General features: G+C 70.1%; 23 protein-coding genes and 1 pseudogene. 8 read left to right on the forward strand and 16 right to left on the reverse strand.

Features of this window, described 5'->3' with window-relative positions; translation table 11 throughout:
• Positions 1–69 precede the first annotated feature (69 nt).
• Positions 70–582, forward strand: coding sequence for a DinB family protein (locus ACX28W_RS11695; protein ID WP_458998826.1), 513 nt, complete (start codon positions 70–72; stop codon positions 580–582).
• 155 nt (positions 583–737) lie between these two features.
• On the opposite strand, the gene ACX28W_RS11700 is transcribed toward ACX28W_RS11695, so the two are convergent.
• On the reverse strand, positions 738–1,610 hold the full coding sequence (locus tag ACX28W_RS11700) for an LLM class flavin-dependent oxidoreductase (protein ID WP_458998827.1): 873 nt from the start codon (positions 1,608–1,610) through the stop codon (positions 738–740).
• A gap of 40 nt (positions 1,611–1,650) precedes the next feature.
• Positions 1,651–2,226, reverse strand: a complete 576-nt coding sequence (locus ACX28W_RS11705) for a dihydrofolate reductase family protein (protein ID WP_458998828.1) — start codon at positions 2,224–2,226, stop codon at positions 1,651–1,653.
• A gap of 280 nt (positions 2,227–2,506) precedes the next feature.
• Here ACX28W_RS11705 and ACX28W_RS11710 point away from each other — a divergent pair, with 280 nt between their 5' ends.
• Positions 2,507–2,842: a hypothetical protein gene (locus ACX28W_RS11710; RefSeq protein WP_458998829.1), complete on the forward strand. Its 336-nt coding sequence runs from the start codon at positions 2,507–2,509 to the stop codon at positions 2,840–2,842.
• Complete coding sequence (locus ACX28W_RS11715; protein WP_458998830.1) at positions 2,818–3,234, forward strand: PIN domain-containing protein; 417 nt, start codon at positions 2,818–2,820, stop codon at positions 3,232–3,234. The genes ACX28W_RS11710 and ACX28W_RS11715 overlap by 25 nt, the downstream gene beginning before the upstream one ends.
• Before the next feature lie 9 nt (positions 3,235–3,243).
• Here ACX28W_RS11715 and ACX28W_RS11720 read toward each other — a convergent pair whose 3' ends face one another.
• From ACX28W_RS11720 to ACX28W_RS11780, 13 genes and pseudogenes are all read right to left on the reverse strand, one after another.
• The gene (locus ACX28W_RS11720; RefSeq protein ID WP_458998831.1) at positions 3,244–4,785 is read right to left on the reverse strand and encodes a hypothetical protein; all 1,542 of its coding nucleotides are present in this window, start codon (positions 4,783–4,785) and stop codon (positions 3,244–3,246) included.
• 4 nt (positions 4,786–4,789) lie between these two features.
• Positions 4,790–5,440: an OmpA family protein gene (locus tag ACX28W_RS11725; protein ID WP_458998832.1), complete on the reverse strand. Its 651-nt coding sequence runs from the start codon at positions 5,438–5,440 to the stop codon at positions 4,790–4,792.
• 2 nt (positions 5,441–5,442) lie between these two features.
• On the reverse strand, positions 5,443–6,036 hold the full coding sequence (locus ACX28W_RS11730) for a hypothetical protein (protein WP_458998833.1): 594 nt from the start codon (positions 6,034–6,036) through the stop codon (positions 5,443–5,445).
• 15 nt (positions 6,037–6,051) lie between these two features.
• Positions 6,052–6,660: a pilus assembly protein TadG-related protein gene (locus ACX28W_RS11735; RefSeq protein ID WP_458998915.1), complete on the reverse strand. Its 609-nt coding sequence runs from the start codon at positions 6,658–6,660 to the stop codon at positions 6,052–6,054.
• 311 nt (positions 6,661–6,971) lie between these two features.
• Positions 6,972–7,703, reverse strand: a complete 732-nt coding sequence (locus tag ACX28W_RS11740) for a response regulator (RefSeq protein ID WP_458998834.1) — start codon at positions 7,701–7,703, stop codon at positions 6,972–6,974.
• The gene (locus tag ACX28W_RS11745) at positions 7,696–9,111 is read right to left on the reverse strand and encodes a sensor histidine kinase (RefSeq protein ID WP_458998835.1); all 1,416 of its coding nucleotides are present in this window, start codon (positions 9,109–9,111) and stop codon (positions 7,696–7,698) included. The genes ACX28W_RS11740 and ACX28W_RS11745 overlap by 8 nt, the downstream gene beginning before the upstream one ends.
• Positions 9,108–9,998: a DUF5936 domain-containing protein gene (locus tag ACX28W_RS11750; protein WP_458998836.1), complete on the reverse strand. Its 891-nt coding sequence runs from the start codon at positions 9,996–9,998 to the stop codon at positions 9,108–9,110. Before ACX28W_RS11750 ends, ACX28W_RS11745 begins: the two co-directional genes overlap by 4 nt.
• Positions 9,999–10,011: 13 nt before the next feature.
• Positions 10,012–10,953: a type II secretion system F family protein gene (locus ACX28W_RS11755; RefSeq protein ID WP_458998837.1), complete on the reverse strand. Its 942-nt coding sequence runs from the start codon at positions 10,951–10,953 to the stop codon at positions 10,012–10,014.
• A 37-nt stretch (positions 10,954–10,990) separates the two neighbouring features.
• Positions 10,991–12,293 (reverse strand): annotated as a pseudogene (locus tag ACX28W_RS11760) (CpaF family protein).
• Positions 12,294–12,372: 79 nt separating this feature from the next.
• Positions 12,373–12,744: a TadE/TadG family type IV pilus assembly protein gene (locus ACX28W_RS11765; RefSeq protein ID WP_458998838.1), complete on the reverse strand. Its 372-nt coding sequence runs from the start codon at positions 12,742–12,744 to the stop codon at positions 12,373–12,375.
• Positions 12,741–14,354, reverse strand: a complete 1,614-nt coding sequence (locus tag ACX28W_RS11770) for an AAA family ATPase (protein ID WP_458998839.1) — start codon at positions 14,352–14,354, stop codon at positions 12,741–12,743. The genes ACX28W_RS11765 and ACX28W_RS11770 overlap by 4 nt, the downstream gene beginning before the upstream one ends.
• Positions 14,355–14,393: 39 nt before the next feature.
• Positions 14,394–15,107, reverse strand: a complete 714-nt coding sequence (gene cpaB / locus ACX28W_RS11775; RefSeq protein ID WP_458998840.1) for a Flp pilus assembly protein CpaB — start codon at positions 15,105–15,107, stop codon at positions 14,394–14,396.
• Between the two features lie 117 nt (positions 15,108–15,224).
• The gene (locus ACX28W_RS11780; protein ID WP_458998841.1) at positions 15,225–16,100 is read right to left on the reverse strand and encodes a hypothetical protein; all 876 of its coding nucleotides are present in this window, start codon (positions 16,098–16,100) and stop codon (positions 15,225–15,227) included.
• Positions 16,101–16,464: 364 nt separating this feature from the next.
• Between ACX28W_RS11780 and ACX28W_RS11785 the strand changes: the two genes are divergently transcribed.
• Positions 16,465–18,156, forward strand: coding sequence for a chitinase (locus ACX28W_RS11785; protein WP_458998842.1), 1,692 nt, complete (start codon positions 16,465–16,467; stop codon positions 18,154–18,156).
• Positions 18,157–18,159: 3 nt separating this feature from the next.
• Here ACX28W_RS11785 and ACX28W_RS11790 read toward each other — a convergent pair whose 3' ends face one another.
• Positions 18,160–18,402: a hypothetical protein gene (locus ACX28W_RS11790; RefSeq protein ID WP_458998843.1), complete on the reverse strand. Its 243-nt coding sequence runs from the start codon at positions 18,400–18,402 to the stop codon at positions 18,160–18,162.
• Between the two features lie 239 nt (positions 18,403–18,641).
• Between ACX28W_RS11790 and ACX28W_RS11795 the strand changes: the two genes are divergently transcribed.
• From ACX28W_RS11795 to ACX28W_RS11810, 4 genes are all read left to right on the forward strand, one after another.
• Positions 18,642–19,010, forward strand: a complete 369-nt coding sequence (locus ACX28W_RS11795; RefSeq protein ID WP_458998844.1) for an ABC transporter substrate-binding protein — start codon at positions 18,642–18,644, stop codon at positions 19,008–19,010.
• A complete protein-coding gene (locus ACX28W_RS11800) occupies positions 19,007–19,804 on the forward strand; it encodes a 2,3-dihydro-2,3-dihydroxybenzoate dehydrogenase (RefSeq protein ID WP_458998845.1) in 798 nt (265 codons plus the stop codon). Before ACX28W_RS11795 ends, ACX28W_RS11800 begins: the two co-directional genes overlap by 4 nt.
• 61 nt (positions 19,805–19,865) lie before the next feature.
• Positions 19,866–21,062, forward strand: coding sequence for an isochorismate synthase (locus tag ACX28W_RS11805; RefSeq protein WP_458998846.1), 1,197 nt, complete (start codon positions 19,866–19,868; stop codon positions 21,060–21,062).
• Positions 21,059–22,705, forward strand: coding sequence for a (2,3-dihydroxybenzoyl)adenylate synthase (locus ACX28W_RS11810; RefSeq protein ID WP_458998847.1), 1,647 nt, complete (start codon positions 21,059–21,061; stop codon positions 22,703–22,705). The genes ACX28W_RS11805 and ACX28W_RS11810 overlap by 4 nt, the downstream gene beginning before the upstream one ends.

A 22,705-nucleotide genomic window follows, 5' to 3' on the forward strand; every position in this document is an offset into this window, starting at 1 on the left:
GTCGAGTGCCTCCTGGTGGACAGACGCGCACGGACGGGCGTTGTCGGTGGCCACTGTTACGTTCCGCCCATGACGACGAATCCAGGGGCCCTCCGGGTGCCGTACACCGGTGGCGAGCAGGAAAGTCTGCACGCGAGTCTCGACCGGCATCGGGACGCCGTGCTCTGGAAGTTGGAGGGGCTCGACGACGAGCAGGTGCGACGGGTGATGACACCGTCCGGCACGAACCTGCTGGGCCTGGTGAAGCATCTGGCGTCCGTCGAGTACGGCTGGTTCTGCTCGACCTTCGGGCGCGAGGTCGAGCCGCTGTGGTTCGACCCGTTCAGCGAGGAGGACATGAGCGCGGGGCAGGGCGAGACGACGGCGCAGATCGTGGAGTTCTACGGCCGCGCCCGCGCCGCCGCCGACCGCACCCTCTCCGAGCTGTCCCTCGACGACGTGGGCACGTCGTGGAACGGCACGACGGTCTCGCTGCGCTGGGTCCTCATCCGCATGGTCGAGGAGACGGCGCGGCACGCGGGTCACATGGACGTCGTGCGGGAGCTGATCGACGGGGGCGCGGGGGATCACCGGCCGGGCTGAGCGACGTACGGGAGGCGCGTGGTCATGCGGTGAGGAGGATCTTCGTGCGCCAGTGGGCCATGAAGACCTCCAGCTCCGCTTCGTCCACGTCCCTCAGACGTACGCCGTCATCCCTACTCGGCGAGTCTGGCACCGGGCACTGACACTCGCCCTGGCTAGGTAATCAGTGGGCGCACTTCCTCGGCCACGAACCGTACGAAGCCCTCGGGGTCCGGTTCGTCGGCGGTGGGCTGGAGGACGACGGTGTCGGCGCCCGCGTCCACGAGCCGCTGGACCGCCTCGGCGACCGCGCCCGCGCCCCCGGCGACTCCGTGCTCCGGGAACGGTTTCTCTCCGTTGGCCTCGATCTCGGCGCGCAGGCGGGCGGCCGCGCCGGGCCCGGTGGCCGTGTGGAGGTTCACGACCACCCGGTGGAAGTCGGTCCGGCCCGCCGACTCCCGCCCCTCGTCGATGAGTTGACGTGCCCGTCGCACTCCCTCGGGCGCGGTGGCGGCGTGCAGGATGGTGCCGTCCGCGGCCTCGCCGGAGAGCCGGAGCGTACGAGGGCCGGTGGCGCCGGTCAGCACCTCCGGGGCCCCCGTCGGCGGCCAGTCGAGGGCGACGCCGTCGAGCTTCACATACCGCCCGTCCCTGGTCACCCTCTCCCCCCGCAGCAGGGCGCGCAGGGCGTCGAGGTGCTCGCGCAACAGGGTCACGGGCGACTCGGCCCGCGCCCCGACCTGCCCCATCCAGTCCTGTACGCCGTGGCCGACGCCCAGGATCGCGCGCCCCGGGAACATCCGGTGCAGCGTGGCGGCCTCCATCGCGGTGACGGCGACGTTCCGCAGCGGGACGGGCAGCAGTCCCACCCCGACACGCAACCGCTCGGTCCAGGCGAGCGCCGCCGCCGCGGCGGAGATCCCCCCTTCGAGGAAACAGTCCTCCCACAGCCACAACTCCTCGAGGCCCGCATCCTCGGCGACGCGGGCCATGGCACGCAGTCGCTCGGGAGGAAGTTGGGGTCGGAACACAGCACCGAGTCCAGTCATGCGCACGTCCTACCCCGGGCCCACCTCCGGGACAACCTCTTTACGATTCAGCGGCGTCGGCACGCTCGTACCGCAGCTGTACCACGCCGTTGCCGAAGACCCGCACCTCGATGAGCCGGAGCCGGGTCGGGGCGTCCGCCTCCGGGAACAGCGGCTTGCCGCGCCCGAGCAGCACCGGATGGACGTACACCCAGAATTCGTCCACGAGATCGTGCCGCATGAACGCGGCGGCGAGATCGGCCCCGCCGAGTCCCAGATCCCCGCCCGGCTGCTCCTTGATCGCCCGGATCTCGTCGGGCACGACCTCCCGCACGATGGTGGTGTGCCGCTCGGCACGCTCGAGCGTCCGCGAGAACACCACCTTGGGCATGTTCCGCCAGATCCCGGCGAACTCGACCACCTCGGGCGTACTCTCCGGGTCCTTGTCGGCCGTCGGCCAGAACCCGGCCATCAGCTCGTACGTCACCCGCCCGCTCAGCAGAGCGCCCAGCTTCCGGATCTCCCGATTGAAGTGCTGGTGCAGCTCGGCGTCGACCACATGCCAGTCGATCTCACGGTTCGGCCCCTCAATGAATCCGTCGAGAGACACCGACATCATCAGGATGATCTTTCGCATGCGCGGACCTCACCTGGGTCGTGTGGGAGTCATTGCGGGGGCATCGTGGCAGGAGACTCGGCCGGTCGACGGGATGTCGCCGACCGTGTCGGCCTGCCCCGCCCGCATCCTCCGGATACAGCGGAGTGGGCAGTCGGCCGCCCCGTGTCCTACTCGGTCCTACTCGGCGATTGGCACGTTTGGGCCACGCTCCTGCCGGAGAGGGCACGAGGGCAGGCTCGGGCACTCTCCCGAGCATAGATTTGCTACTTGCTTTACTACTCGATGCTAGCCTGGCGGCATGACCGGCATCGAGGAGTACGGCAAGGACGAGGGTCCGGCCCAGAAAGTCAGCGTGTCCATGCCCGCAGGCCGCATCGCGGCGGTCAAGCAACGGGTGGGCGCACGCGGCTTCTCGGCGTACGTCAGCGCGGCGGTGGAGCGGCAGATACAACGCGATCTGCTGGAGGAACTACTCCAGGCGAAGGAAGCGGAGATCGGCTCGCCATCCCCGCAGATTCAGGAGTGGGCCGCGGAGATCTTCCGCGAGGCCGAGACATTGGCGGCGAACGAGCCGTCGACAGACACCCCCGATGGGGACGAGGGCCCGGAATGGCGCGCGCACAAGGCCAGTTGAGCTACGGCATCCTGCTCCTCGACAGCGAAGGGCTGAGCAAGTTCATGGCCAACGACCCGTACGTCACGGGATTGATCCGTACCGCACAGGCCAAGGACACGCTCGTTGCCGTGAGCAATCTGACGCTGATCGAGGCATGGCACGCAAAGGCCCACATGGACCGCCTCCGGTGGCATACGTCGCGGCTGGAGGTTCTCCCCGTCACAGACGCGGTCACATGGCGGGCCATCGACCTGTTGCGGAACGCGGGCCTGCACGGCCACAAGTACGCGATCGACTCCGTCGTGGCTGCGACGGCCCTGGGCTACTCGGGGCCTCGCATCATCGTCACATCCGACGCGGACGACATGAACAAGCTCTGCGGGGACAAGGTCCGCCCCGTGGGTGTGTGACCCCATGTGTCAGGCACAGCTCCGGTCCGGGTGCGGCGTCGGGGCGATGCGGAGCTGGTCGAGGGGGAGCTTGAGGGCGTGTCCTGAGGCGAGGGACTTTCTGGTGCCGGGGTCCCAGAGGACGACCGTGCCGCCGGAGTCGCCGAGCATGAGGTAGGAGCGAGTGGGGGTGAAGTCGCCGCCCTGTACGGGGATCTCACCTGGCTGGGTGCCCGTGACAGGGCTGACGCAGACCCACTCCGGTTCGACGCCGTAGTACGGAGCCGGGGTGTCGCCGCTCGCGGCGGCACGGCGGGCCTCGACTCCGGCGTCGTGGGCCTGGCCGATGACGAAACCCTCTCCGGCCCCGATCGCGGCCGCGATCAGCAACAGCGCGAGGAGGACGCCGAAGAGCGCACGGTCCTCCCCAGGCCGGTGGGAGTGCCTGATGTAGCCGTACAACGCGGGTCCGACAAGGAGGACCAGGACCACCGGGCCCCATCGGAGCGCTGCGAAGAGCTGCCAGTACGCCGGTACGTCCACGTCTGCCAGGCCCACCCCGAACACGTCCAGGTAGGTGACGTGGACGAACGATCCCACACCTGGAAACGTGCCGAACGCGAAGGGAAGCAGGGCCGGAAGCACCCATGGCATCCAGGTCCGCCAGCTCCGTTGTCGGATGAACAGGTACAGGCCGCGCAGGCAGAGGAGCCCAAGAACGAAGAAAACCCCCGGCCAGACGTCGGAGTCGGTGCCGCTCACCCCGTTCGCGAACGCGGTCGGAAAAATCAGCAGCACGCCCACGACAAGGAGAACGCTGTCCTCTCTCCGCCAGGACTCCGGGTGCTGCCGGCCGCGGCGGAGCAACACCACCGCGAAACCCGCACCGACCCACACGAGAGCCAGGATCGACAACATCGTCCCCACGGCGTTCTCGTGGTTCAGGGCATAGCCCAGCATCACCGCCGACAGCGCGCCGGCGAAAATCAGGTAGAACAGGCGGCCCCACACGATCTGGTTGCCCCGCCTCATCGCACGGGGTCGCTCCGGCTTCCGGGACAGGCTCCGCACCCGGATTCCCGGTGGCACCGGCGCCGAACCCGGCAGCGCGCGGCGCGCCAGGATCAGTGCCTCCGCCTCGTTCTCCGCGCTCAGCTCGCGACCGGTGTCGCGCAGGCCGAAGAGGACAACCGCGCGACGGATGCGGGACCGGGCCCAGACGGGGGTGAAGCCGACCGGCCGCGCCGCGGGGTCGATGTACACACGCCACCGCGGCCGACCCTTGCTGTCGGACTCCAGCCGCTCTGCCACCCGTACGTGCAGGTCGAGGCGGAACTGCCGGGCCACCCTCTCGACCTGGAGCCGCGAGCCGCGGACGGCTCCGCCGTAGGTGCCCGGCAGGCGTATCTCCACCGTGTACTCCATCGTGGACAGCTCACATCCACTGGGGTGCGGCGGCTTCTCCAGGATCGCCCAGCCGTGCCGCGCGCACGCCTCCTCGAAGAGTTCGCAGTCCGTACGCAGGCCCTTGACGCTCACGAGTACGACGATGCGGTGGTCGAACGTGGCCAAGCTGTCAGCCCTGCCGGTTCTCACTGCTCGACGCACCCCTCGGGAACGTCACCTCCACCCGGCGGTTCTTCCTGCGGCCCTGCTCCGACGTGTTGTCCGCGATGGGGTAGTCCTCGCTGTAGCCGCGCACCTCGAAGGTGACGTCCGTCGAACCGAGCGCCGCCGCCAGCTCGTCGTGGACGATTTCCGCGCGGTTCCTGGAGAGGGTCAGGCCGTGGGCGTACGAGCCGAGGTTGTCGGTGAAGCCGAAGACTCTGACCGTCGTCCCGTTCTGGGCCTTGATCTCGTCCGCGATCGCCCGGATACGGGAGCGGGCTTCCGGGTTCAGTTTCGAGCTGTCCTTGGGGAAGAGGACCTCGGCCTGGAGAGCGAACGTCACGTTCTCGTTCGTGTCCACACGCCGCTCCTCACCGCCCAGGTCCTCGACAATCGACTTGATGTCCAGGACCTTGGCGGCCGCGAGCGTCGCGCCGTCGGCGAGCTTCAACCCCGGGCTGTTCGCGTCCACTTCGGGGGGCGGGGAGGTGGTGACGCTGCCCGGTGGAGCACTGGGGTCGGTGTCATCGGCGTACGCCGGGCCCACGGGAAGGCTCAGGGTGACCAGTACGGCGAGGGCCGTGAGCGTCGTCGCGGCGGTGCGGGGTGGGAGGGCCATGGCTACTCGCCCTCGGAGAGTTCGATGGTGGCGGGGGGCATGGCGCCGACTTGGAAGTCGACCTTCGTGGTGGAGGCGGGTGGGGCCGGGAATTGGGCGAACCATTGGGCGGTCGCACCCTCGTCGACACCACCGGTGAATTGCGTGCAGAGACAGCGGCCGGAAGTGTCCCGGAGAATGAGGTACTTCTTCTTACCTTTCTGGTCGATCAGATTGGCACCGGCGATCGACCCGCCGTTCTTGGAGAGCTCGCGTTCGTCACCACGCCAGTCCGCCACGGCCCAGAAGCTACCCCTGTTGTTCGTGACCGTTCCTTCGACGGTCACGAATCCGCCTTGATCGCGCTTGGCGGATGTCACGGTGAGCGTCAGTCCGTCCTGACCCTTGACCTCGGCAAGCGGCGGGGCGGACTCCGGTGCCTTCGATTGGGTGGTGCCGCCGTCGCTGCTCGTCGCGGAGCCGGACGAGGACGAGGCTCCCTTGTCGGACTTGTCGTCGTCACCGCTGCCGCACCCGGCCACCGCGAGGAGCAACCCAGTCGTGATCGCCACCGCGCTCAGCGCCCTGCGGCCCTTCATGGTGTGCCGAAAGTCCATCGGTACGGCTTCCTCTCACTCGGCCAGACGCACGGAGAACAGCACGGACGCGTCCGGAAGGTCGTCCGGATCGAAATCTCCGGGGTCGATGTTCACGATCTCGCCGTCACAGTCCAGTTCGACGGGTTTCTCAGGATCCGCATCCAGATCGAAATCGCAGCGCGGCTGGATGACGGCGACGGCATGGGCCTGCGCCTGCATGCCCTCAGTACCGGGGATGATCGAGTCGCCGACCGTGTAGTTGGTCTGAATGTCGGCTCGGTAACCCGGGAAGCCGTTCGTCGGCTCGAACTGCAGGCCCAGAAGGGCCGAGTCGTTCTCGGCGGCCAGCTGCTGAGCCGCGGCAGCAGCCCCCGCTCCTTCCGGGTCCAGCACGCCGTCGATCCAGTCCAGCCAGTCGTCGTCCTGGCCGATAGCGCCACCCAGGCGGTCCATCAACTCGTCCCGCGCGTCCTGCGCCGCCGCCAACGCCGCAGCGTCCGCCGCGGATTGAGCTCCATTCCGGGCGGACGCTGCTTGGGCGAATACGAAGAAGGCCAACGCGGCGAAGAGCAGAATCCCCGTCAACCAGATGTAGATGGGAAGTGTCTGCCCGTGATCGCCGCGCAGATGTGCGTGGGTCAGGCCCCGCCTCCGCCAATGACGTCGTTGACCGCATTCATGATGGCTTCCGAGATCGCGCCGTCCAGCCCCAGCCCGTCGATCATCACGAAGATCCCCGCAATGATGATCATCAACCCCGCATACTCCACAAACCCCGCCCCCGCGTCCCGCCCCTTCCCCCGCATCCGGGAGACAACGGTCCGCGTCCACCTGTTGAGCCCGTTCATCGTCACAGCCCTCCCGCCCGACGCCACAACCATCAACCTGAGCACCGTACGTGAGAACGCGCCTACTCCGGGTGGGTCCAGGGGCCCAACTTCCGACCGGCGGAGTCATCGGCTCCACCCCTCCCGCGCCGTACCCAACCAGTGGGCGATCGCTTCGCTGCGCGAAGTACTGTGCAGCTTTGCGAAGATGCGGTTGATGTGGTTCTTGACGGTCTTCTCGCTGATGAAGCAGGTGGCGGCGATTTGGCGGTTGTTCATGCCGGTCGCAATGAGGTCCATCACCTCCACCTCCCTTGAACTCAGGCCGAAGTTGAGCCGGTTGGGCACGCGGCGGTGGAGTCGTGCCGCGAAGCCGGGGTGAGCCTTTGACGACTGTGCCACAAATGGTTGCAGATGCGAAGAGGATTCGTTCGGTTCGTACGAAACACCGAGTGAAACCGGGACAGTCGGCTTCGCGTACCGCACCTCGCGTACGGCGGTGACCAGTTCGGCCGCCGTGAACTCACCGTGGACGAGATAGCCGACCGCGCCCCGGCGCAACGCCTCGGCCACGACCTCGGGTTCACGGCTGTACGTCAGCATCATCACGGGAGCGATCCGGGCCAGGTCGGGCAGGGCCGTGAGGCCGTCCGTGCCGGGCATGCGGACGTCGAGGAGGACGACGTCCGGGGTGCGGCGGATGGCGGACCGGAGAGCCTCCTCGCCGTTCGCCGCCTCCGCGACCACGTCGAGATCCGGGTGGCCGCCCAGCAGCGCGGTCAGGCCGGCCCGGACGACCGGGTTGTCGTCGGCCACGAGGACACGGAGGGGCGGGCCGGGAAGTGCCTGGTCAGGCATGTGCGGCCTCCTCTTGGGGAGTGGGGGGTGGGGGGAGGGCGGCAGTGGGGAGCGGGAGGGTCAGGTGGACCTCCGCGCCTCCTTGCGGGGAACGGTTCAGCTCGATGCGGCCGCCTACGGACGCGGCTCGTTCCGCCATGCCGAGCAGGCCGAAATGGCCGGTTCTGGTCAGGTCGTCGAGGGTGGAGGTCCGTGGGATGCCCACCCCGTCGTCCTGGACCCGTAGGACGAACTCATCGTCCCCACCCGCCAGTTCGACCGTCACCGCCGTCGCGCCCGCGTGCCGGTGGGTGTTCTCCAGGGCCTCGGACACGATCGCCAGAACGTGGTGGGCGGTGGCGCAGGGGAGGATCGGGCGGCGCCCGCCCCGGTGTCGGAGGGTGGTGGTGAGGCGCGTACGGGATTCGAATTCGCTGACACATGGGGCCAGTTCGGCCAGGACGTCCGTGTCCGGGGTCGTCAGGTCCGTGTGGCGGCGCAGGTCGGAGAGGAGGTCGCGGGACTCCGCCGCCGCCCGGCGGGCCGCCCCCGCGACGATCGTCGCCTGGCTCTTCAGCGTGTGCGGGTCCGAGTCCTGCGCCGAAGCCGAGGCCGCCAGCGCCTCCGCCGCCAGTGCCAGGCCGTGCAGGGTCTTCGCGACCGAGTCGTGCATCTCCCGGGCCAGACGGGCCCGTTCGGATTCCACGGCCTCCGCCACCGCCAGGCGGGAGTTCGCTTCCGACAGCGCCTGGCTCGCCGTACCGAAGCGGAACATCAGGTTGCGCAGGGTGACGCCGATGATGCCCGCGCCGATGCAGAAACCCGCGATCAGGAGGGTGTTGGCGCCGGCTCCTGGGTGGTGTTGCCACGCCCTGTAGACCGTCACCAGGACGATCAGTTGCAAGCCCGTGAAGACTCCCGAGCCGCGCCAGCCGTACAGCAGGCCCGCCAGGAGCGGGGTGCAGACCGTCGCGTAGGCGAGGGGGGACGCGGGGGAGGCCGTCAGGAGCAGGACCGCGCCGAACGTCAGGTCCACCGCCATGAGCGTGGGGTGGGCCAGCAGGCGGGGGCCGAAGCGGTCCCAGTCCCTGAGCATGGCGTACGAGCCCATGACGCCGAGGACGGCGGCGGCCAGGACCGTGTAGCCGGGCGGGCCGTCCGTCGCGTTGGCCATCGCGAAGGGTGCGCCGATCGCGATCGCGGCGAGGCGTACGGCGAAGGCCTGGCGGCACAGGGCCTGGAGGGCGCTCAGCTGGAGGCGGATGCCGGCGGGGGCCGGGGCGTCGTCCGCCAGGTATCCGGCGCCGCCCCGGCGCCGGCCCGTGCCTGCCCCGGCTTCCGGCGACACCTTGCCGGTATCGCCCCACGACCACCGGCGCCCGGCTTCCGGGTGCTTCGCGTCGGGGTGGGTACGGCGGCTGCTCATCATCGGCCCAGAATCGAGCCGAAGTTCGAGCCCGACCCAAGGAACATGCCGGTCGCGATCAGGATCATCGTCGCCGGGAGCATGAAGACGAGCGTCACCATCGTCGCCTTGGGGATGGTCTTGGCGGCGCGGCGGCGGGCGTTCTGGGCATCCGTCCGGCGCATGTCCGTGGCGAGCTGGATGAGGGTCTCGGCGATCGGGGAGCCCAGCTCCTCGCCCTGTTGCAGGGCCGACACGAACTGGGCGACCTGCTCGGAGGAGTTGCGCTTGCGCAGCTCGTCGAAGGCCTGGCGGCGGCTGACGCCCATGTCCATCTGGCGCAGGGTGATGCGCAGCTCGTCCGCCCACGGGCCCTCGTACTTCTCCGCCACCCGGTCCAGGGCCTGCCGGAAGCCGAGGCCCGCCGAGACCACGACCGCGAGGACGTCGAGGAAGTCGGGGAGGGTGCGGTCGATGACGTCCTTGCGTTCGCGGACGGCCTGCCAGATGAGGGCGTCGGCGGCGACGAGGCCGAAGGCCAGCGTGAGGGCGGCGAGGAGGAGGCTGCCGTTGGAGAGGAAGACGAGAGTGAGTACGACGCCGAAGATGCCGTACACCGCGCGGCGGGCGGCGTAGCGGTTGAGGGTCAGGCCGCCGGGGTTGCCCGCCATGTCGATACGGCGGCGCTTCGCGTCGACGCGGCGGGGGCCCATCAGGCGCAGGACCGTGGGCGCGAAGCGCATGCCGAGGCGGTCGACGGCGGACTCCGCCTTGGAGACGCGGCTTCCGCCGACCTCCAGGGCGAGCGCGAGGTCGCTGGGGAGCTTGGCGTCGGCGCGGATCATGCGGATGCCCAGGAAGACGCCCGCGACAGCCGCGCCCATCAGGAGAGCTAGCAGCAAGGCCGGCAACGTAACCCCTCCCTCATACTTCGATCTTGCCGAGGCGGCGGATGACGAAGAAGCCGACGGTGTAGAGGCCGAGCGAGATCAGGATCAGGGCCTGGCCGAGTCCTGAGCCGGTGACCCGGGCGAGGGCGCCTTCGTTCGAGGAGTTGATCAGGAGAAGCGAGCCGAGGCCCAGGAGGGGGACGGTGAAGGCCGTCGCGTTGACCTCGGAGAGCATCGTGCGGACCTCACGGCGGGTCTCCTTGCGGTCCTCCAGGGTCTGGGTGAGGTTGCGCAGCGAACTGACCACCGAGCCGCCCGCCTTGTTGGCCAGGACCAACGTCGTGACGAGGACGATCAGTTCGCGGGAAGGGAGGCGTTCGGCGAGTTCACCGAGGGCGTCGTCGATGGAGCGGCCGAGCATCAACTGGTCGGCCACATAAGCTAGTTCCTCGCCCGCCGGGGCCTCCAGCTCCTCCGCCGCCATGGCGAGTGCGGTGCGCAGGGCGAGGCCCGCCGCCGTCGCGTTGGCCAGCAGGCGGGCCACGTCGGGGAGTTGGTTGATGAAGGCCTCGATGCGTTTCTGACGCTGCCAGTTGAGGAAGATGGCCGCGCTCCAGACGCCGACGAGCGCGGCGATCGGGCCGAAGAACGGCGCCAGCGCCGATGCCGCGATCAGCCACAGCGCGACGACGACCGCGGTGACGTACGTGGCGAACTCCCCCGCCGTCACATCGAGGCCGGTCGCCGACAGCCGCAGCTGGATGGTGCGGCCGAGGCGGGTGCGGCGCAGCCGGCGGTCGACGGCCGCGAAACGTCGTGCGCGCCCGGCCGCCGTACGCCGCTGGCCGCCGCCGGCGAGACGGTCGACGAGGGCCTGCCGCTGGGCACGCCCGGACGCGTATGTGTGCACGCCCGCGACGGCGAGGGTGCCGCCGAGGACGGTGGCGCCGAGGGCGAGGAGGGCGGGGTCGTTCATGGCCGGCTCCCTTCCGGGGTGTCGGAGGTGGGGGATGTCATCCGATGGCCTGCCTTGTGTCGAGTACGTCGATGGCCTCGACGACCCCGAAGGCGGGCGGCAGCGGCTCGCCCGCGACGTACAGCTTCTCGGCGACCGGGCGTGGCAGCGGGAGATGCTCGAAGTGGCCGTGGACGACGCGGTCGGGGCCGACGGGTCGGGTGACGAAGCGGGTGACGGGCACGATGCGGAACTGTTCGCGGCCGTGCGAGACCAGCAGGGCGATCTCGGTGACCTTGCGGGAGCCGTCGGCGTGCCGGGAGAGCTGGACGACGACCTCCACGGCCGAGTTGATCTGGTCCTTCAGCGCCTCGAAGGGGATCTGCACCTCGGACATCGAGCCGAGGGTCTGGAGCCTCATCAGGGCGTCCTCGGCGGAGTTCGCGTGGACGGTGGCGAGGGAACCGTCGTGGCCGGTCGACATGGCCTGGAGCATGTCGAGGGTCTCACCGCCGCGGGGAGTTGCGGACCAGGTCGCGGATGGTGATCTGGCCCTTGCCCTCGACGTTCGGGGGGCGGGACTCGAGGCGGATGACGTGCTCCTGCTGGAGCTGGAGTTCGGCCGAGTCCTCGATGGTGATGATGCGTTCGTGGGACGGGATCAGGCCCGACAGGGCGTTGAGCAGGGTCGTCTTGCCGCTGCCGGTGCCGCCGCTGACGATGACGTTGAAGCGGGCGCGGACAAAGGCCGCGAGGAGCATGAGCATCTGCTCGTCGAGGGAGCCGAGGCCGATCAGCTCCGGGAGCGTGTACGCGCGGGGGAAGCGGCGGATGGTCAGGGTGGGGCCGGTGAGGGAGAGCGGCGGGATGATGACGTTGACGCGTTCGCCGGTGGGGAGGCGGGCGTCGACCATCGGGTTCGACTCGTCGACGCGTCGGTTGACCGTGGAGACGATGCGCTCGATGGTCTGCATGAGCTGCTCGTTCGAGGCGAAGCGGAGGGGGAGCTGTTCCACGCGTCCCGCTCGCTCCACGAAGATGGAGTCCGGCCCGTTGACCATGATCTCGGTGATCGACGCGTCGGCGAGGAGCGGTTCGAGGACACCGAGGCCGAGCGCTTCGTCCACGACGCGGCGGATCAGCTGGGCGCGCTCCGCGGAGGAGAGGACCGGGCCCTCGCGGCTGATGATGTGGCCGAGTACGCGCTCCAGGCGTACCCGGCGTTCGGCCGCCGCCAGGCTCGACATCTCGGCGAGGTCGATCTCTTCGAGGAGCTTGGCGCGGTAGATGGCGACGAGGTGTCCGTCTTCGCGGGCGGGGCCTGACTCGTCAGGGATGGACAGGCGGGAACGCAGGCTCATGGGGTTCGGCTCCTCTCGGTCAGTCGTGGGTTCGGTAGTGGGTTCGGGCGTCGGTTCAGTTGTGGGTTCGGGCGTCGGTTCAGTCGTCGGTGGGCATGGTGGCGCGGCGGGTCAGGGTGTAGGGGCCCAGGAGGGGAATGACTCCGGGGACGGTGACCTGGACCGTGGCGGTAGTGAGGTCGGGCCCGTCCTCGGGCGTCACCTGCGGGGTGAGCCATCCGCTCACGGCGGCCTGTCCCGCCGCCGTGCCGTTGCCTCCCTGCGACTGGACCCGCGCGGCGGCCCGCGCCCCGGAACCGGCCTGGTTGATGCCGTACCCGATGAGACCCAGCTGGATGGCGGCCATCCCGACGACCAGCAGGATGGGCAGGAACCCGGCGAACTCCAGCATGGAGACGCCCCGGTCGTCGCGGAGCCCACGCTTCAGCCTCAGCCTCCGTAAAGGCCTCATCCGTCGTCGCCTCCCTCAAGCGCCGCGCCCGCGCTCCCTCTCACGACCCACCCCGCGTCGAAGCCCGGGAAGAACAGCGGTACGTCGACCTGGACGGTGGCCCTCATGACGGAGCCCGCCGGCGTGCAGACGATCTCCGCCCCGTCCCAGGCGCCCGGCAGATGCCTGCTCCCCGCCGTCTCGCAGGCCCCGTCGGCGTCACCGTCGAGCGCGTACGCCGCCGTGGCCGCCCGAGCCGCCTCGTCCGCCGCGTTCCCGGCCAACGAGTACGAGTAGCCGTACAGCACGCACTGCCACAGGATCGTCATCACGACGAGAAGGAGCGGGAACATTCCGGCGAATTCGAGGGTCACCGCGCCCCGGTCGCCGCCCCGTCGCCGCAGGGCCGGCACCCCGCGGTCGGCGGATGCCTTACGACGCCTGCCGCCGGTCTCCTGGGTCACGACGAGCCCCAGCTCCCCCGCCAGCGCCCACAGCGCCTGCTTGACCGTGGAGCGGGCGTCGAGGTCCTGGAGCCGGCCCGCGTCGACCACGGACTGGAGTTCCTTGAAGGCGGCGGGGACCGCGGAGCGGGCGACCTTGGTGCCGGTGACGCGTTCGACGAGGGAGGGCTGGATCTCCGTACCGCGCGCGAAACGGTTGACGACGGTCGTCGTCTCCTCCGCCTTGCGGATCTGGAGGCGGTCCCACATGCGGACCATGCGTTTGGCGGCGCGGACCGCGACGACGTCGGGGGTGACGAGGAGCAGCGCCTGGTCGGCCATCTCGACGGCGGCCGCGGTCGCGGAGTTCATCTGTGAACCGCAGTCGACCACCACCACGTCGTGGCGGGAGCGCAGGGTGGACAGGACCTGGCGGGTCACCCGGTCGGTGACCTCCTCACCGCGTTCGCCCTCGGCGGGGGCGAGGAGCAGGCCGATGCCGCTGTCGTGGGTGTAGACGGCGTCCTGGAGGACGCGCGGGTTGATGTCGCTGATCGCGGCGAGGTCGGCGATCGACCTGCGGAACTGGACGTCCAGGTAGGAGGCCACGTCCCCGGACTGGAGGTCGAGGTCGACCAGGGCGACGCTGCGGCCCGACGCCTGGGCGGCAAGGGCGAGTTGGACGGCCGTGACCGTCGCACCGACGCCGCCCTTCGCCCCGGTGACGGCGACGACGGTGCCGCCGGGGCCCGCGTACAGCTCGGGCGTACCGCTGCCGAGGTGGCGGCGCATGCCCAGCGACCAGCCCGCCGCGGCCTGGACGCGTTCGGCGAGGGCGTCGTAGCCCAGGGGCAGGCCGATGATGCCGCGGGCGCCGGAGTCCATCGCGGCGGTGAGGACACCGGTGCTGGTGTCGGCGGTGATGAGGACGACGCCGACAGCCGGGAAGCGCAGCACCAGGTCCCGGATCAGGTCCAACGCCGGGACGGGGCCTATCCGTTCATGGACGAGGACGACCTCGGGCAGCTCGTCGAGCGACTCGGCCGCGAGGCGGGCGAGGGTGTCGAGGAGGGCCGTGGAGTCGGGGACGGGCGGGGCGGGTTCGGCGTCCGCGAGCTGGCTCAGCAGCGTGGCGAGCGCGCGGGCCGAGTCGATGTCGCCGACGGCCGAGAGGATACGAATGGTCATCGGCACAGCCCCGTGGGCGTGGACCTCATGCGCGGCCTCCTACTTGTCCTCGTCGAGGGTGTACGTGCGGTCGCCGGGGGCGACGGCCGAGTCGGAGCCGCCCGCGACCAGGGCGAGCCGGACGTGTTCGGCGAACGACTCGGCGTACGCGACGCGTTGGGCGTCGGTAGTGCCGAGCGCGAAGGTGATGGGGACGGCCTGGGTGGCGGTGCGGCTGCGTTCGGAGCTGGACTGGTCGGGGTCGAGGGCGGTGAGCTTGCCGACGTCGATGACGCGGGCGTTCTCGACGATGACCCTGGACTGGTCGGTGCCCTTGCCGTCCTCGGCCTTGAAGGTGGCGTAGATGTTGACCCGTGAGCCCGGGTCGATCTTTCCGGCCACGCCCGTCGCCGCGTCGATCATGATCGCGATCTCCTGCTGGCCGGCCTCCAGCGCGGGCCGGTCCACGATCATGTCGCTCTGGAGCAGGGAGCCCTTCTCCAGCGTGGTGACCGCGATCTTCCCGCGGATCTGGGAGAGGTCGGTGACCGCCGTGTCCGACAGCCAGCGCTCGGGCATCGAGATCTTCTGGAACTGGTCGGCCGACAGCTCCTTGTAGGGCGCGATGTCGCTCTTCAGGCGGTACGCCGCCACCTCCGGGCCGACCTTGGAGTTCACGTCACGGATCACCGAGAGCACTCCGGCGAAGGCGCCCAGGGCGCACAGGACCGAGAGGACCAGCAGGATGACGCCGCGGCGCTGGCGCGAGTTCACTACATCTCACCTCGTGGGGGCGTACCGGGTAGTCGAGCGGGCCTGCTTTTTCTGCCGGGGGTCCGGGGGTTGCCCCCCGGGGTGATGCACAGGTGTGCATGGACGTGCCTGTGCGGCTTATGTGGCACCTCGGGGCAGGGCGCGTACAGAAGATGCTGCCCGGATGGCCGGGGCCGGAAGCTCCTGCGGGGGCGGGAGTGGCGCGGCGCAGAACCCGCAACGGTCACCGATGAGTTCGAGGCCGCACCAGTGGCACTCCTCCCGCCGGACGGACGACACGAGTTGGTAGAGGACGGAGACGTCGTACAGACCGGCGGCGAACTCGGCGAGCTTGGTGGTGCCCCACCAGCGCGCCGACTCCTGCGGCAGCGGCACGGTCGCGACTCCCTGCACCCGCCAGGCGGGCGCGAGCGTGGCCGTGACCCAGTCGGACGGCGGCTGACCCGAGGCGACGAGCAGCCGGGTGCCGAACTCGGGTCCGGCCAGCTCCTCCTGGCCGATCCGCGCGAGCTGCGGTCGCGGATTGGCCAGTACGGCGAACTGGGCGCCCGGCACCCACGACTTGGCGTGCGACTTCAACGTCACCGGGACCCGGTCGAGCTTGGCGACCGAACCGAGCAGGGCGCCCGCGTAGATGTAGTGGGCGAGCAGCCGGGCGGAGGAGGCGAGCACGCCCGGACTGAAGTCGCAGACCGACAGCTGCCGCAACTGCTGGGCGAGCAGGGCGACTCCGAGCGGCGGCAGGTCGATGCCGAGCAGGGCGATGCGGTCGCTCTCCAGGACGGAGCGGACGGTGCGCAGTCGCTGCGTGACCTCGGTGGGAACGGACGCCGGGTAGAGCGAGATGACGTACCCGTGTTGCTCGATGAGGGTGTGCATCGCGGTGAGGGAGCTTTCGAGGCTGTCCAGGGGCTGGACGACCGCGGGCGGGGTCTGCCGGTCGTGCGGCGGGAGCACCAGGTCGGGACTGGTGACGGCTATCGCGGTCGGCACGCTGCACACACCCCGTTCACTGCGGCGGGGTGGTCAACCACCGCCTCAGATCGCCCCTGTTTGGCCATGAACCGTCACAGATGGCCACAGATCGCCACTGTGACGTCCTCCTGCATCTGCACCATATCCACGGCATGCCCCGCTCAACACCGACTTCGGAAGATCAACTCACCGAAGGTGCAGCTTGATCAACGGAGAGTGAGACGCATATGCCACAACTCAGCCCTCCCGCAAGAGGGTTGGGGGTTCAGGGGTCTTGACAACCCGATTGGTCTGGACCACCTTGTACGTCCACAACGGTGGCCACCGTTCCGTTCCCCTCCCCCACCCCTCCCCGGAGGCCCCAGTGGACCGCGTATCAGGCATGCCCCCACGCAGACGGACATGGGCCGGAGCCCTGGCCGCCGTACTCACCGCGTCCGTCCTCACCCTGACCGGCTTCGCCACCGAGGCCTCGGCCGCGGACGTCAACAACGCCAAGAACGCCGGCTACGAGTCGGGCCTGGGCAACTGGACGTGTTCCGCGAGCAGCGGTACGACCGTCTCCTCGCCGGTGCACGGCGGTTCGGCCGCGCTCAAGGCGACGCCCGCCGGGCAGGACAACGCCCGGTGCACCCAGTCCGTCGCGGTCCGGCCCAACTCGACGTACATGCTGAGCGCCTGGGTGCAGGGCGGGTACGCCTACCTCGGCGCGACCGGCACGGGCACGACGGACGTGTCGACCTGGACGCCCGACTCCTCTTCCTGGAAGCAGCTGACGACCACCTTCACCACGGGCGCGTCGACGACCTCGGTGACGGTGTACACGCACGGTTGGTACGGGCAGGCCGCGTACTACGCCGACGACCTCTCGGTGTTCGGCCCCGACGGCGGCGGAGGCGGCGACCCGGCCCCGACGATCCCCGCGGCGCCGACCACTCCGGCCGTCTCGTCCACCACCTCCTCGTCCGTTTCCCTGTCCTGGAACACGGTGTCGGGCGCGACCGGCTACAACGTCTACCAGGGCGGTACGAAAGTGCAGTCGACGACGGGAACGTCGGCGACCGTCTCCGGTCTCGCGGCCTCGACGTCGTACTCCTTCCAGGTCACGGCGACCAACTCGGCCGGTGAGTCGGCGAAGTCGGCGGCGGTGACGGGCACGACGACGGCGTCGACCGGCGGTGGCAGCGCCTTGCCCAAGCACGCCGTCACGGGCTACTGGCAGAACTTCAACAACGGCGCGACGGTGCAGAAGATCTCCGACGTGCAGTCCGCGTACGACATCATCGCGGTGGCGTTCGCGGACGCCACCGGCACGCCGGGCGCGGTGAGCTTCGCCCTCGACTCGGCCGGGCTCGGCGGCTACACGGTCGACCAGTTCAAGGCCGACATCAAGGCCAAGCAGGCGGCCGGCAAGAAGGTGATCATCTCGATCGGCGGCCAGAACGGCACGGTGGCCGTCAACGACGCGACCTCGGCGACGAACTTCGCGAACTCCGTCTACTCGGTCATGCAGACGTACGGCTTCGACGGCGTCGACATCGACCTGGAGAACGGCCTCAACGCGACGTACATGACGCAGGCGCTGAGGTCTCTTTCGGCAAAGGCGGGCGCCTCGCTGATCATCACGATGGCGCCGCAGACGATCGACATGCAGTCCACGTCGAACGCCTACTTCCAGACCGCCCTGAACATCAAGGACATCCTCACCATCGTCAACATGCAGTACTACAACAGCGGTTCGATGCTGGGCTGCGACGGCAAGGTGTACAGCCAGGGTTCGGTCGACTTCCTGACCGCGCTGGCCTGCATCCAGTTGGAGGGCGGCCTCGCCCCGTCCCAGGTGGGCCTGGGCCTGCCGGCCTCGACCAGCGGCGCGGGCAGCGGTTACGTGTCGCCGTCCGTGGTGAACAACGCGCTGGACTGCCTGGCCAAGGGCACGGGCTGCGGCACCTTCAAGCCGTCGCGCACGTACCCGGACCTGCGCGGCGCGATGACCTGGTCGACGAACTGGGACGCGGCGGCGGGCAACGCGTGGTCGAACGCGGTGGGGCCGCACGTGCACGGGTTGCCGTAGACCTCACGGGATCTCGCTCCTCGCCTCCGCCTCACGGATGCGCCCGATGAGCCGTTGCATTCCCTCGATCCGCGCCTCGGTCTCCGACTCGGGGCGCGGATCGGTCGTGGTGAACCCGTCGGGCACCGGATGCGCCGCAGCGCGCGGTGGGTGGCGCTCGCGAGGGGCCAGGGGTTGGGGCCAGGGGTTCCTGTCGGCCTTCGATACGGAGTAGCCCAGGACCTGCGGTGCCGCGAGCACGGTCATCGTCGATGACACCTTCACGTTAGCCCGGGGTCCTCTTTCGCGCATCGCGGGGACAACGTGACGGGTTGGTGTCCCCGCGTGGGTGTCACGTTGTCGTGGAGGACGGCGTGATCACCGAGCAGGCGCCGGACACTGATCGCCGAGCTCCCGGCCCTCTTCCAGAACCGGTGACCGTGGGCGGTCGCGAGGGCCGGTGTCGCTGTGGCGGCTCGGGTGCCCAGGCCCAGGTGGGAGGGGCCGTGGCCCGCTGTTCGGCGTACGGCACAGCCGTCGTGCGGCAGGGCGTGATGATCGGCGATATCCTGAAGCGCATCGGTTTCGAGCAGCCCGGTATCCAGACCGAGAAGGGCGAGGGCCACTCGACGCCGATCAGCGAGGAGAACATCGAGGAGATCAACGGCGACTGGCTGTGCGTCGGCACCCTGTCTTCGACCGGATCGGACGCCGAACTCCTCGACGAACTGGCCGAGAAGCCTGCCTACCGGCAGCTGAACACCGTACGCAACAAGCACGCGACCGCGATGAACGGCTCCAAGTGGACGAGCCTGGGCGGTGTTCAGGCGGCGGTCTCGGTGCTCGACGACATCCGGAAGGCGATGGTCAAGTGAGTGCCGACCCTGAACTCTCCGAACGGCTCGCCCTCGTGACCGGCGCGGGCCGGGGTATCGGCAAGGCGGTGGTGACGGCGCTCGTGGAACGCGGCGCCCGCGTACTCGCCACCGACCTGGATCCCGAGGGCGTGGAGGAACTCGCCGGAAAGTACGGCGACCAGGTCACCGCCCGCCCGCTGGATGTCACGGACGCCGCGGCCGTCGAGGCCCTCGTGGCCGAGGCCGAGCGCGCGCTCGGCGCGCTGGACATCGCGGTCAACGTCGCCGGAATCCTGCGGGATTCCCAGGTCGTGGACCTGATGGACGAGGACTGGGCGGCCACGTTCGCCGTCAACACCAGCGGTGTTTTCCACGTCTCGCGATCGGCCGCCCGCCGCATGACCGCGCGCGGCCGCGGCACCATCGTCACCGTCGCCTCGAACGCGGCCGGCATTCCCCGCGTGGGCCTGTCCGCCTACGCCGCCTCGAAGGCCGCCGCTGTGATGTTCACCAAATGCCTGGGCCTGGAGGTGGCCTCACGGGGCGTCCGCTGCAACACGGTCTCCCCCGGCTCGACTCTGACCGACATGCAGCGCGCGATGTGGACCGCCTCCGACGACCAGGACCCGGCAGCCGCCGAGCGCCGCGTCGTCGAGGGAGACCTCGCGACGCACCGCACCGGCATCCCGCTCGGCCGGATCGCCGACCCCTCCGACGTCGCCGAGGCGGTCGCCTTCCTCGTGTCCGACCGCGCGCGTCACATCACCATGCACGACCTGTACGTCGACGGCGGCGCCACCCTGCGGGCCTGAGCCCGCCCGTCCCACAGGCTCCGCCGACCCCGGGCCGTTCCCTCCCCCGCAGGAGACATCGATGTCCACTTCTCTGCGCGAACCCACAGCCACGCCGCTGGTCTCGCCCGGCGCGGCAACCGCCCTGCTCGACGCCTACCGCCCGGGCACCGACCGGTTCCTCGCCTCGCCCCACCACACCCTGCTGGGCAAAGGAGCCGCCGCCCACGTCCCCCACGACACGCGGCCGTTGACATGGCGGGTGCGCGACGTACTGAACGCACTGCGGCGGGCCGGCGCCGTGGCACCGATCGTCGTCGGCTCCGTGCCCTTCGCCCCGGACGCACCGCACTCGCTGGCCTCCCCCCGGTCCGTCCAGTGGGCGCCGCCGCTGCGTCAGGACCCGCTCATCGCCCTGCCCGGGCCGCTCCCCCTGGAGGGCACCGTCTGGCAGGTACGGGAGGTTCCGGCGGCCGAGCGGTACGGCCAGGCGGTCGCCGACGCGGTGACGCGGATGCGGTCCGGGGAGTACACCAAGGTCGTCCTCGCCCGCACACTGGAGCTGACCTCACCCGACGAGCCGGATCTCCCGGCCATGCTGAGCCGCCTGGCCCGCCGCGACCCTGCCGGGTACACCTTCGCCGTCCCCAGCGGCCCCGGTCGCACACTCATCGGAGCCAGCCCCGAACTGCTCGTCGCCCGCAGAGGCGGCCGCCTGATCGGCAACCCACTGGGCGGATCCGCGCCACGCAGCCCCGACCTGGCCGAGGACGTCCGACGCGCGGCGGCGCTCCTGGAGTCGCCCAAGGACCTGCACGAGCACGCCGTCGTCGTCGACGCCGTACGCGAGGCGCTCGCGCCGTTCTGCACCCGCCTGGAGGTGCCCGAGCGGCCCACACTGGTACGTACGGCGGCAATGTGGCACCTGTCGACCACCGTCACGGGCGAGCTCGCCGACCCTGACGTCACCGCCCTGGAGCTGGCATCCGCCCTGCATCCCACCCCGGCGGTGTGCGGCACCCCGACCGACGTGGCCCGCGCCGTCATCGCCGAGTCGGAGCCCTTCGACCGCGGCCCGTACACCGGCATGGTCGGCTGGCAGGACGCGGACGGCGACGGCGAGTGGGTCGTGACGATCCGCTGCGCCGAGGCCGAAGGGCGCTCGCTCAGGCTGTTCGCGGGCGCCGGGGTGGTGGCCTCCTCGTCGCCGGAGGCCGAGACCGCGGAGACGGGCGCCAAGTTCCGTACCTTTCTCGACGCCGTGGGAGCTTCGCTGTGACCGTGTCCGCCACCACCCCGGGGATCGACGCCCCCACGTGGCCCCGGGAGTTCGCCGAGCGCTACCGCGCCGCGGGCTACTGGCGCGGCGAGACCTTCGGGGGCGTACTGCGTGAGCGCGCCGCCGCCCACCCCGACCGGATCGCCCTCGTCGACCCGGCCCCTGAGCGCCGTACCTGGACCTACCGGGAACTGGACGAGCGCGCCGACCGACTGGCCGCCGGATTCGCGGCGCGCGGGATCTCCCAGGGCGACCGGGTCGTCCTGCAGCTCCCGAACATCGGCGAGTTCATCGAGGTCGTCTTCGCCCTGTTCCGCATCGGCGCGCTGCCCGTGTACGCGCTGCCCGCGCACCGGGAGACGGAGATCGGCCACTTCTGCTCCTTCGCCGAGGCCGTCGCCTACGTCATCCCCGACCGGCACGCGGGCTTCGACCTCCGCGAGCTCGCGACGCGCATCAAGGAACGCACGCCGAGCCTGCGGCACGTCTTCGTGGCCGGCGACCCGGGCGAGCACACCGCGCTCACCGAGGTGCCGTGCGACCCGGTCGTCCTGCCCGCCGGACCACAGCCCCACGATCTGGCGTTCCTCCAACTGTCGGGCGGTACGACGGGAGTACCGAAACTCATCCCGCGCACCCACGACGACTACATCTACTCGCTGTGGGGCTCCAACGAGATCTGCGGCGTCGACGCGGACACCCGCTTCCTCGTCGTCCTGCCGGCCGCACACAACTTCCCGATGAGTTCGCCGGGTTGGCTGGGCGCTCTGTATGCCGGAGGCACCGTCGTGCTGTCCCCCGGCCCCGACCCGGCGACGGCGCTGCCGCTCATCGAGCAGGAGCGGATCACGATGACGGGGCTGGTGCCGCCGCTCGCCCTGGTGTGGACCGAGGCCGGTCCGGCGACGGAACACGACCTGTCGAGCCTGGAGTTGGTGCTCGTCGGCGGCGCCAAGTACAGCGAGCAGGCGGCGCGCCGTCTGGAACCCGCCCTGGGCTGCCGGCTGATGCAGGTCTTCGGCATGGCCGAGGGGCTCGTCAACTACACACGACTGGACGACGACTTCGAGACCGTGATCACCACACAGGGCCGCCCGATCTCCCCGGACGACGAGATCCGCATCGTCGACGACACCGGACACGACGTCCCCGAGGGCGCGTTCGGGCACCTGCTGACCCGCGGCCCCTACACGATCCGCGGCTACTGGCGCGCCCCCGGCCACAACGCGCGCGCCTTCACACCGGACGGCTTCTACCGCACCGGCGACATCGTGCGCCGCACCCCGACGGGCCACCTCGTCGTCGAGGGCCGGGCCAAGGACCAGATCAACCGGGGCGGGGAGAAGTTCGCACCGGAGGAGGTGGAGAACATCATCCTCGCCCATCCGTCCGTGCACGACGTCTCCGTGGTCGCGGTGCCCGACGCATACCTCGGGGAACGCTCCCTCGCCTACGTCATCCTCCGCGACAGCGCAGAGCTGCTGAAACCGGTCGCCATCAAGCGGTTCGTCCGTGACCGCGGCATCGCCGACTACAAGATCCCCGATCTCGTCGAGTTCGTCGACGCCTTCCCGCGGACGGGGGTCGGCAAGGTCAGCAAGAAGGGGCTGCGGTCCGCCGCGGCTGCCACCGAGCAGCACTGA

The sequence above is a fragment of the Streptomyces sp. SD15 genome, assembly GCF_054462255.1.

Excerpts from the sequence above, each read along its gene's own strand:
- ACX28W_RS11725 (WP_458998832.1), bottom strand. The coding sequence starts at position 5,440 with ATGGCCCTCCCACCCCGCACCGCCGCGACGACGCTCACGGCCCTCGCC.
- ACX28W_RS11785 (WP_458998842.1), top strand. The coding sequence starts at position 16,465 with ATGCCCCCACGCAGACGGACATGGGCCGGAGCCCTGGCCGCCGTACTC.
- ACX28W_RS11805 (WP_458998846.1), top strand. The coding sequence starts at position 19,866 with ATGTCCACTTCTCTGCGCGAACCCACAGCCACGCCGCTGGTCTCGCCC.
- ACX28W_RS11705 (WP_458998828.1), bottom strand. The coding sequence starts at position 2,226 with ATGCGAAAGATCATCCTGATGATGTCGGTGTCTCTCGACGGATTCATT.
- ACX28W_RS11770 (WP_458998839.1), bottom strand. The coding sequence starts at position 14,354 with ATGACCATTCGTATCCTCTCGGCCGTCGGCGACATCGACTCGGCCCGC.
- ACX28W_RS11745 (WP_458998835.1), bottom strand. The coding sequence starts at position 9,111 with ATGATGAGCAGCCGCCGTACCCACCCCGACGCGAAGCACCCGGAAGCC.
- ACX28W_RS11710 (WP_458998829.1), top strand. The coding sequence starts at position 2,507 with ATGACCGGCATCGAGGAGTACGGCAAGGACGAGGGTCCGGCCCAGAAA.
- ACX28W_RS11715 (WP_458998830.1), top strand. The coding sequence starts at position 2,818 with ATGGCGCGCGCACAAGGCCAGTTGAGCTACGGCATCCTGCTCCTCGAC.
- ACX28W_RS11755 (WP_458998837.1), bottom strand. The coding sequence starts at position 10,953 with ATGAACGACCCCGCCCTCCTCGCCCTCGGCGCCACCGTCCTCGGCGGC.
- ACX28W_RS11790 (WP_458998843.1), bottom strand. The coding sequence starts at position 18,402 with ATGACCGTGCTCGCGGCACCGCAGGTCCTGGGCTACTCCGTATCGAAG.
- ACX28W_RS11765 (WP_458998838.1), bottom strand. The coding sequence starts at position 12,744 with ATGAGGCCTTTACGGAGGCTGAGGCTGAAGCGTGGGCTCCGCGACGAC.
- ACX28W_RS11740 (WP_458998834.1), bottom strand. The coding sequence starts at position 7,703 with ATGCCTGACCAGGCACTTCCCGGCCCGCCCCTCCGTGTCCTCGTGGCC.
- ACX28W_RS11730 (WP_458998833.1), bottom strand. The coding sequence starts at position 6,036 with ATGGACTTTCGGCACACCATGAAGGGCCGCAGGGCGCTGAGCGCGGTG.
- ACX28W_RS11700 (WP_458998827.1), bottom strand. The coding sequence starts at position 1,610 with ATGACTGGACTCGGTGCTGTGTTCCGACCCCAACTTCCTCCCGAGCGA.
- ACX28W_RS11695 (WP_458998826.1), top strand. The coding sequence starts at position 70 with ATGACGACGAATCCAGGGGCCCTCCGGGTGCCGTACACCGGTGGCGAG.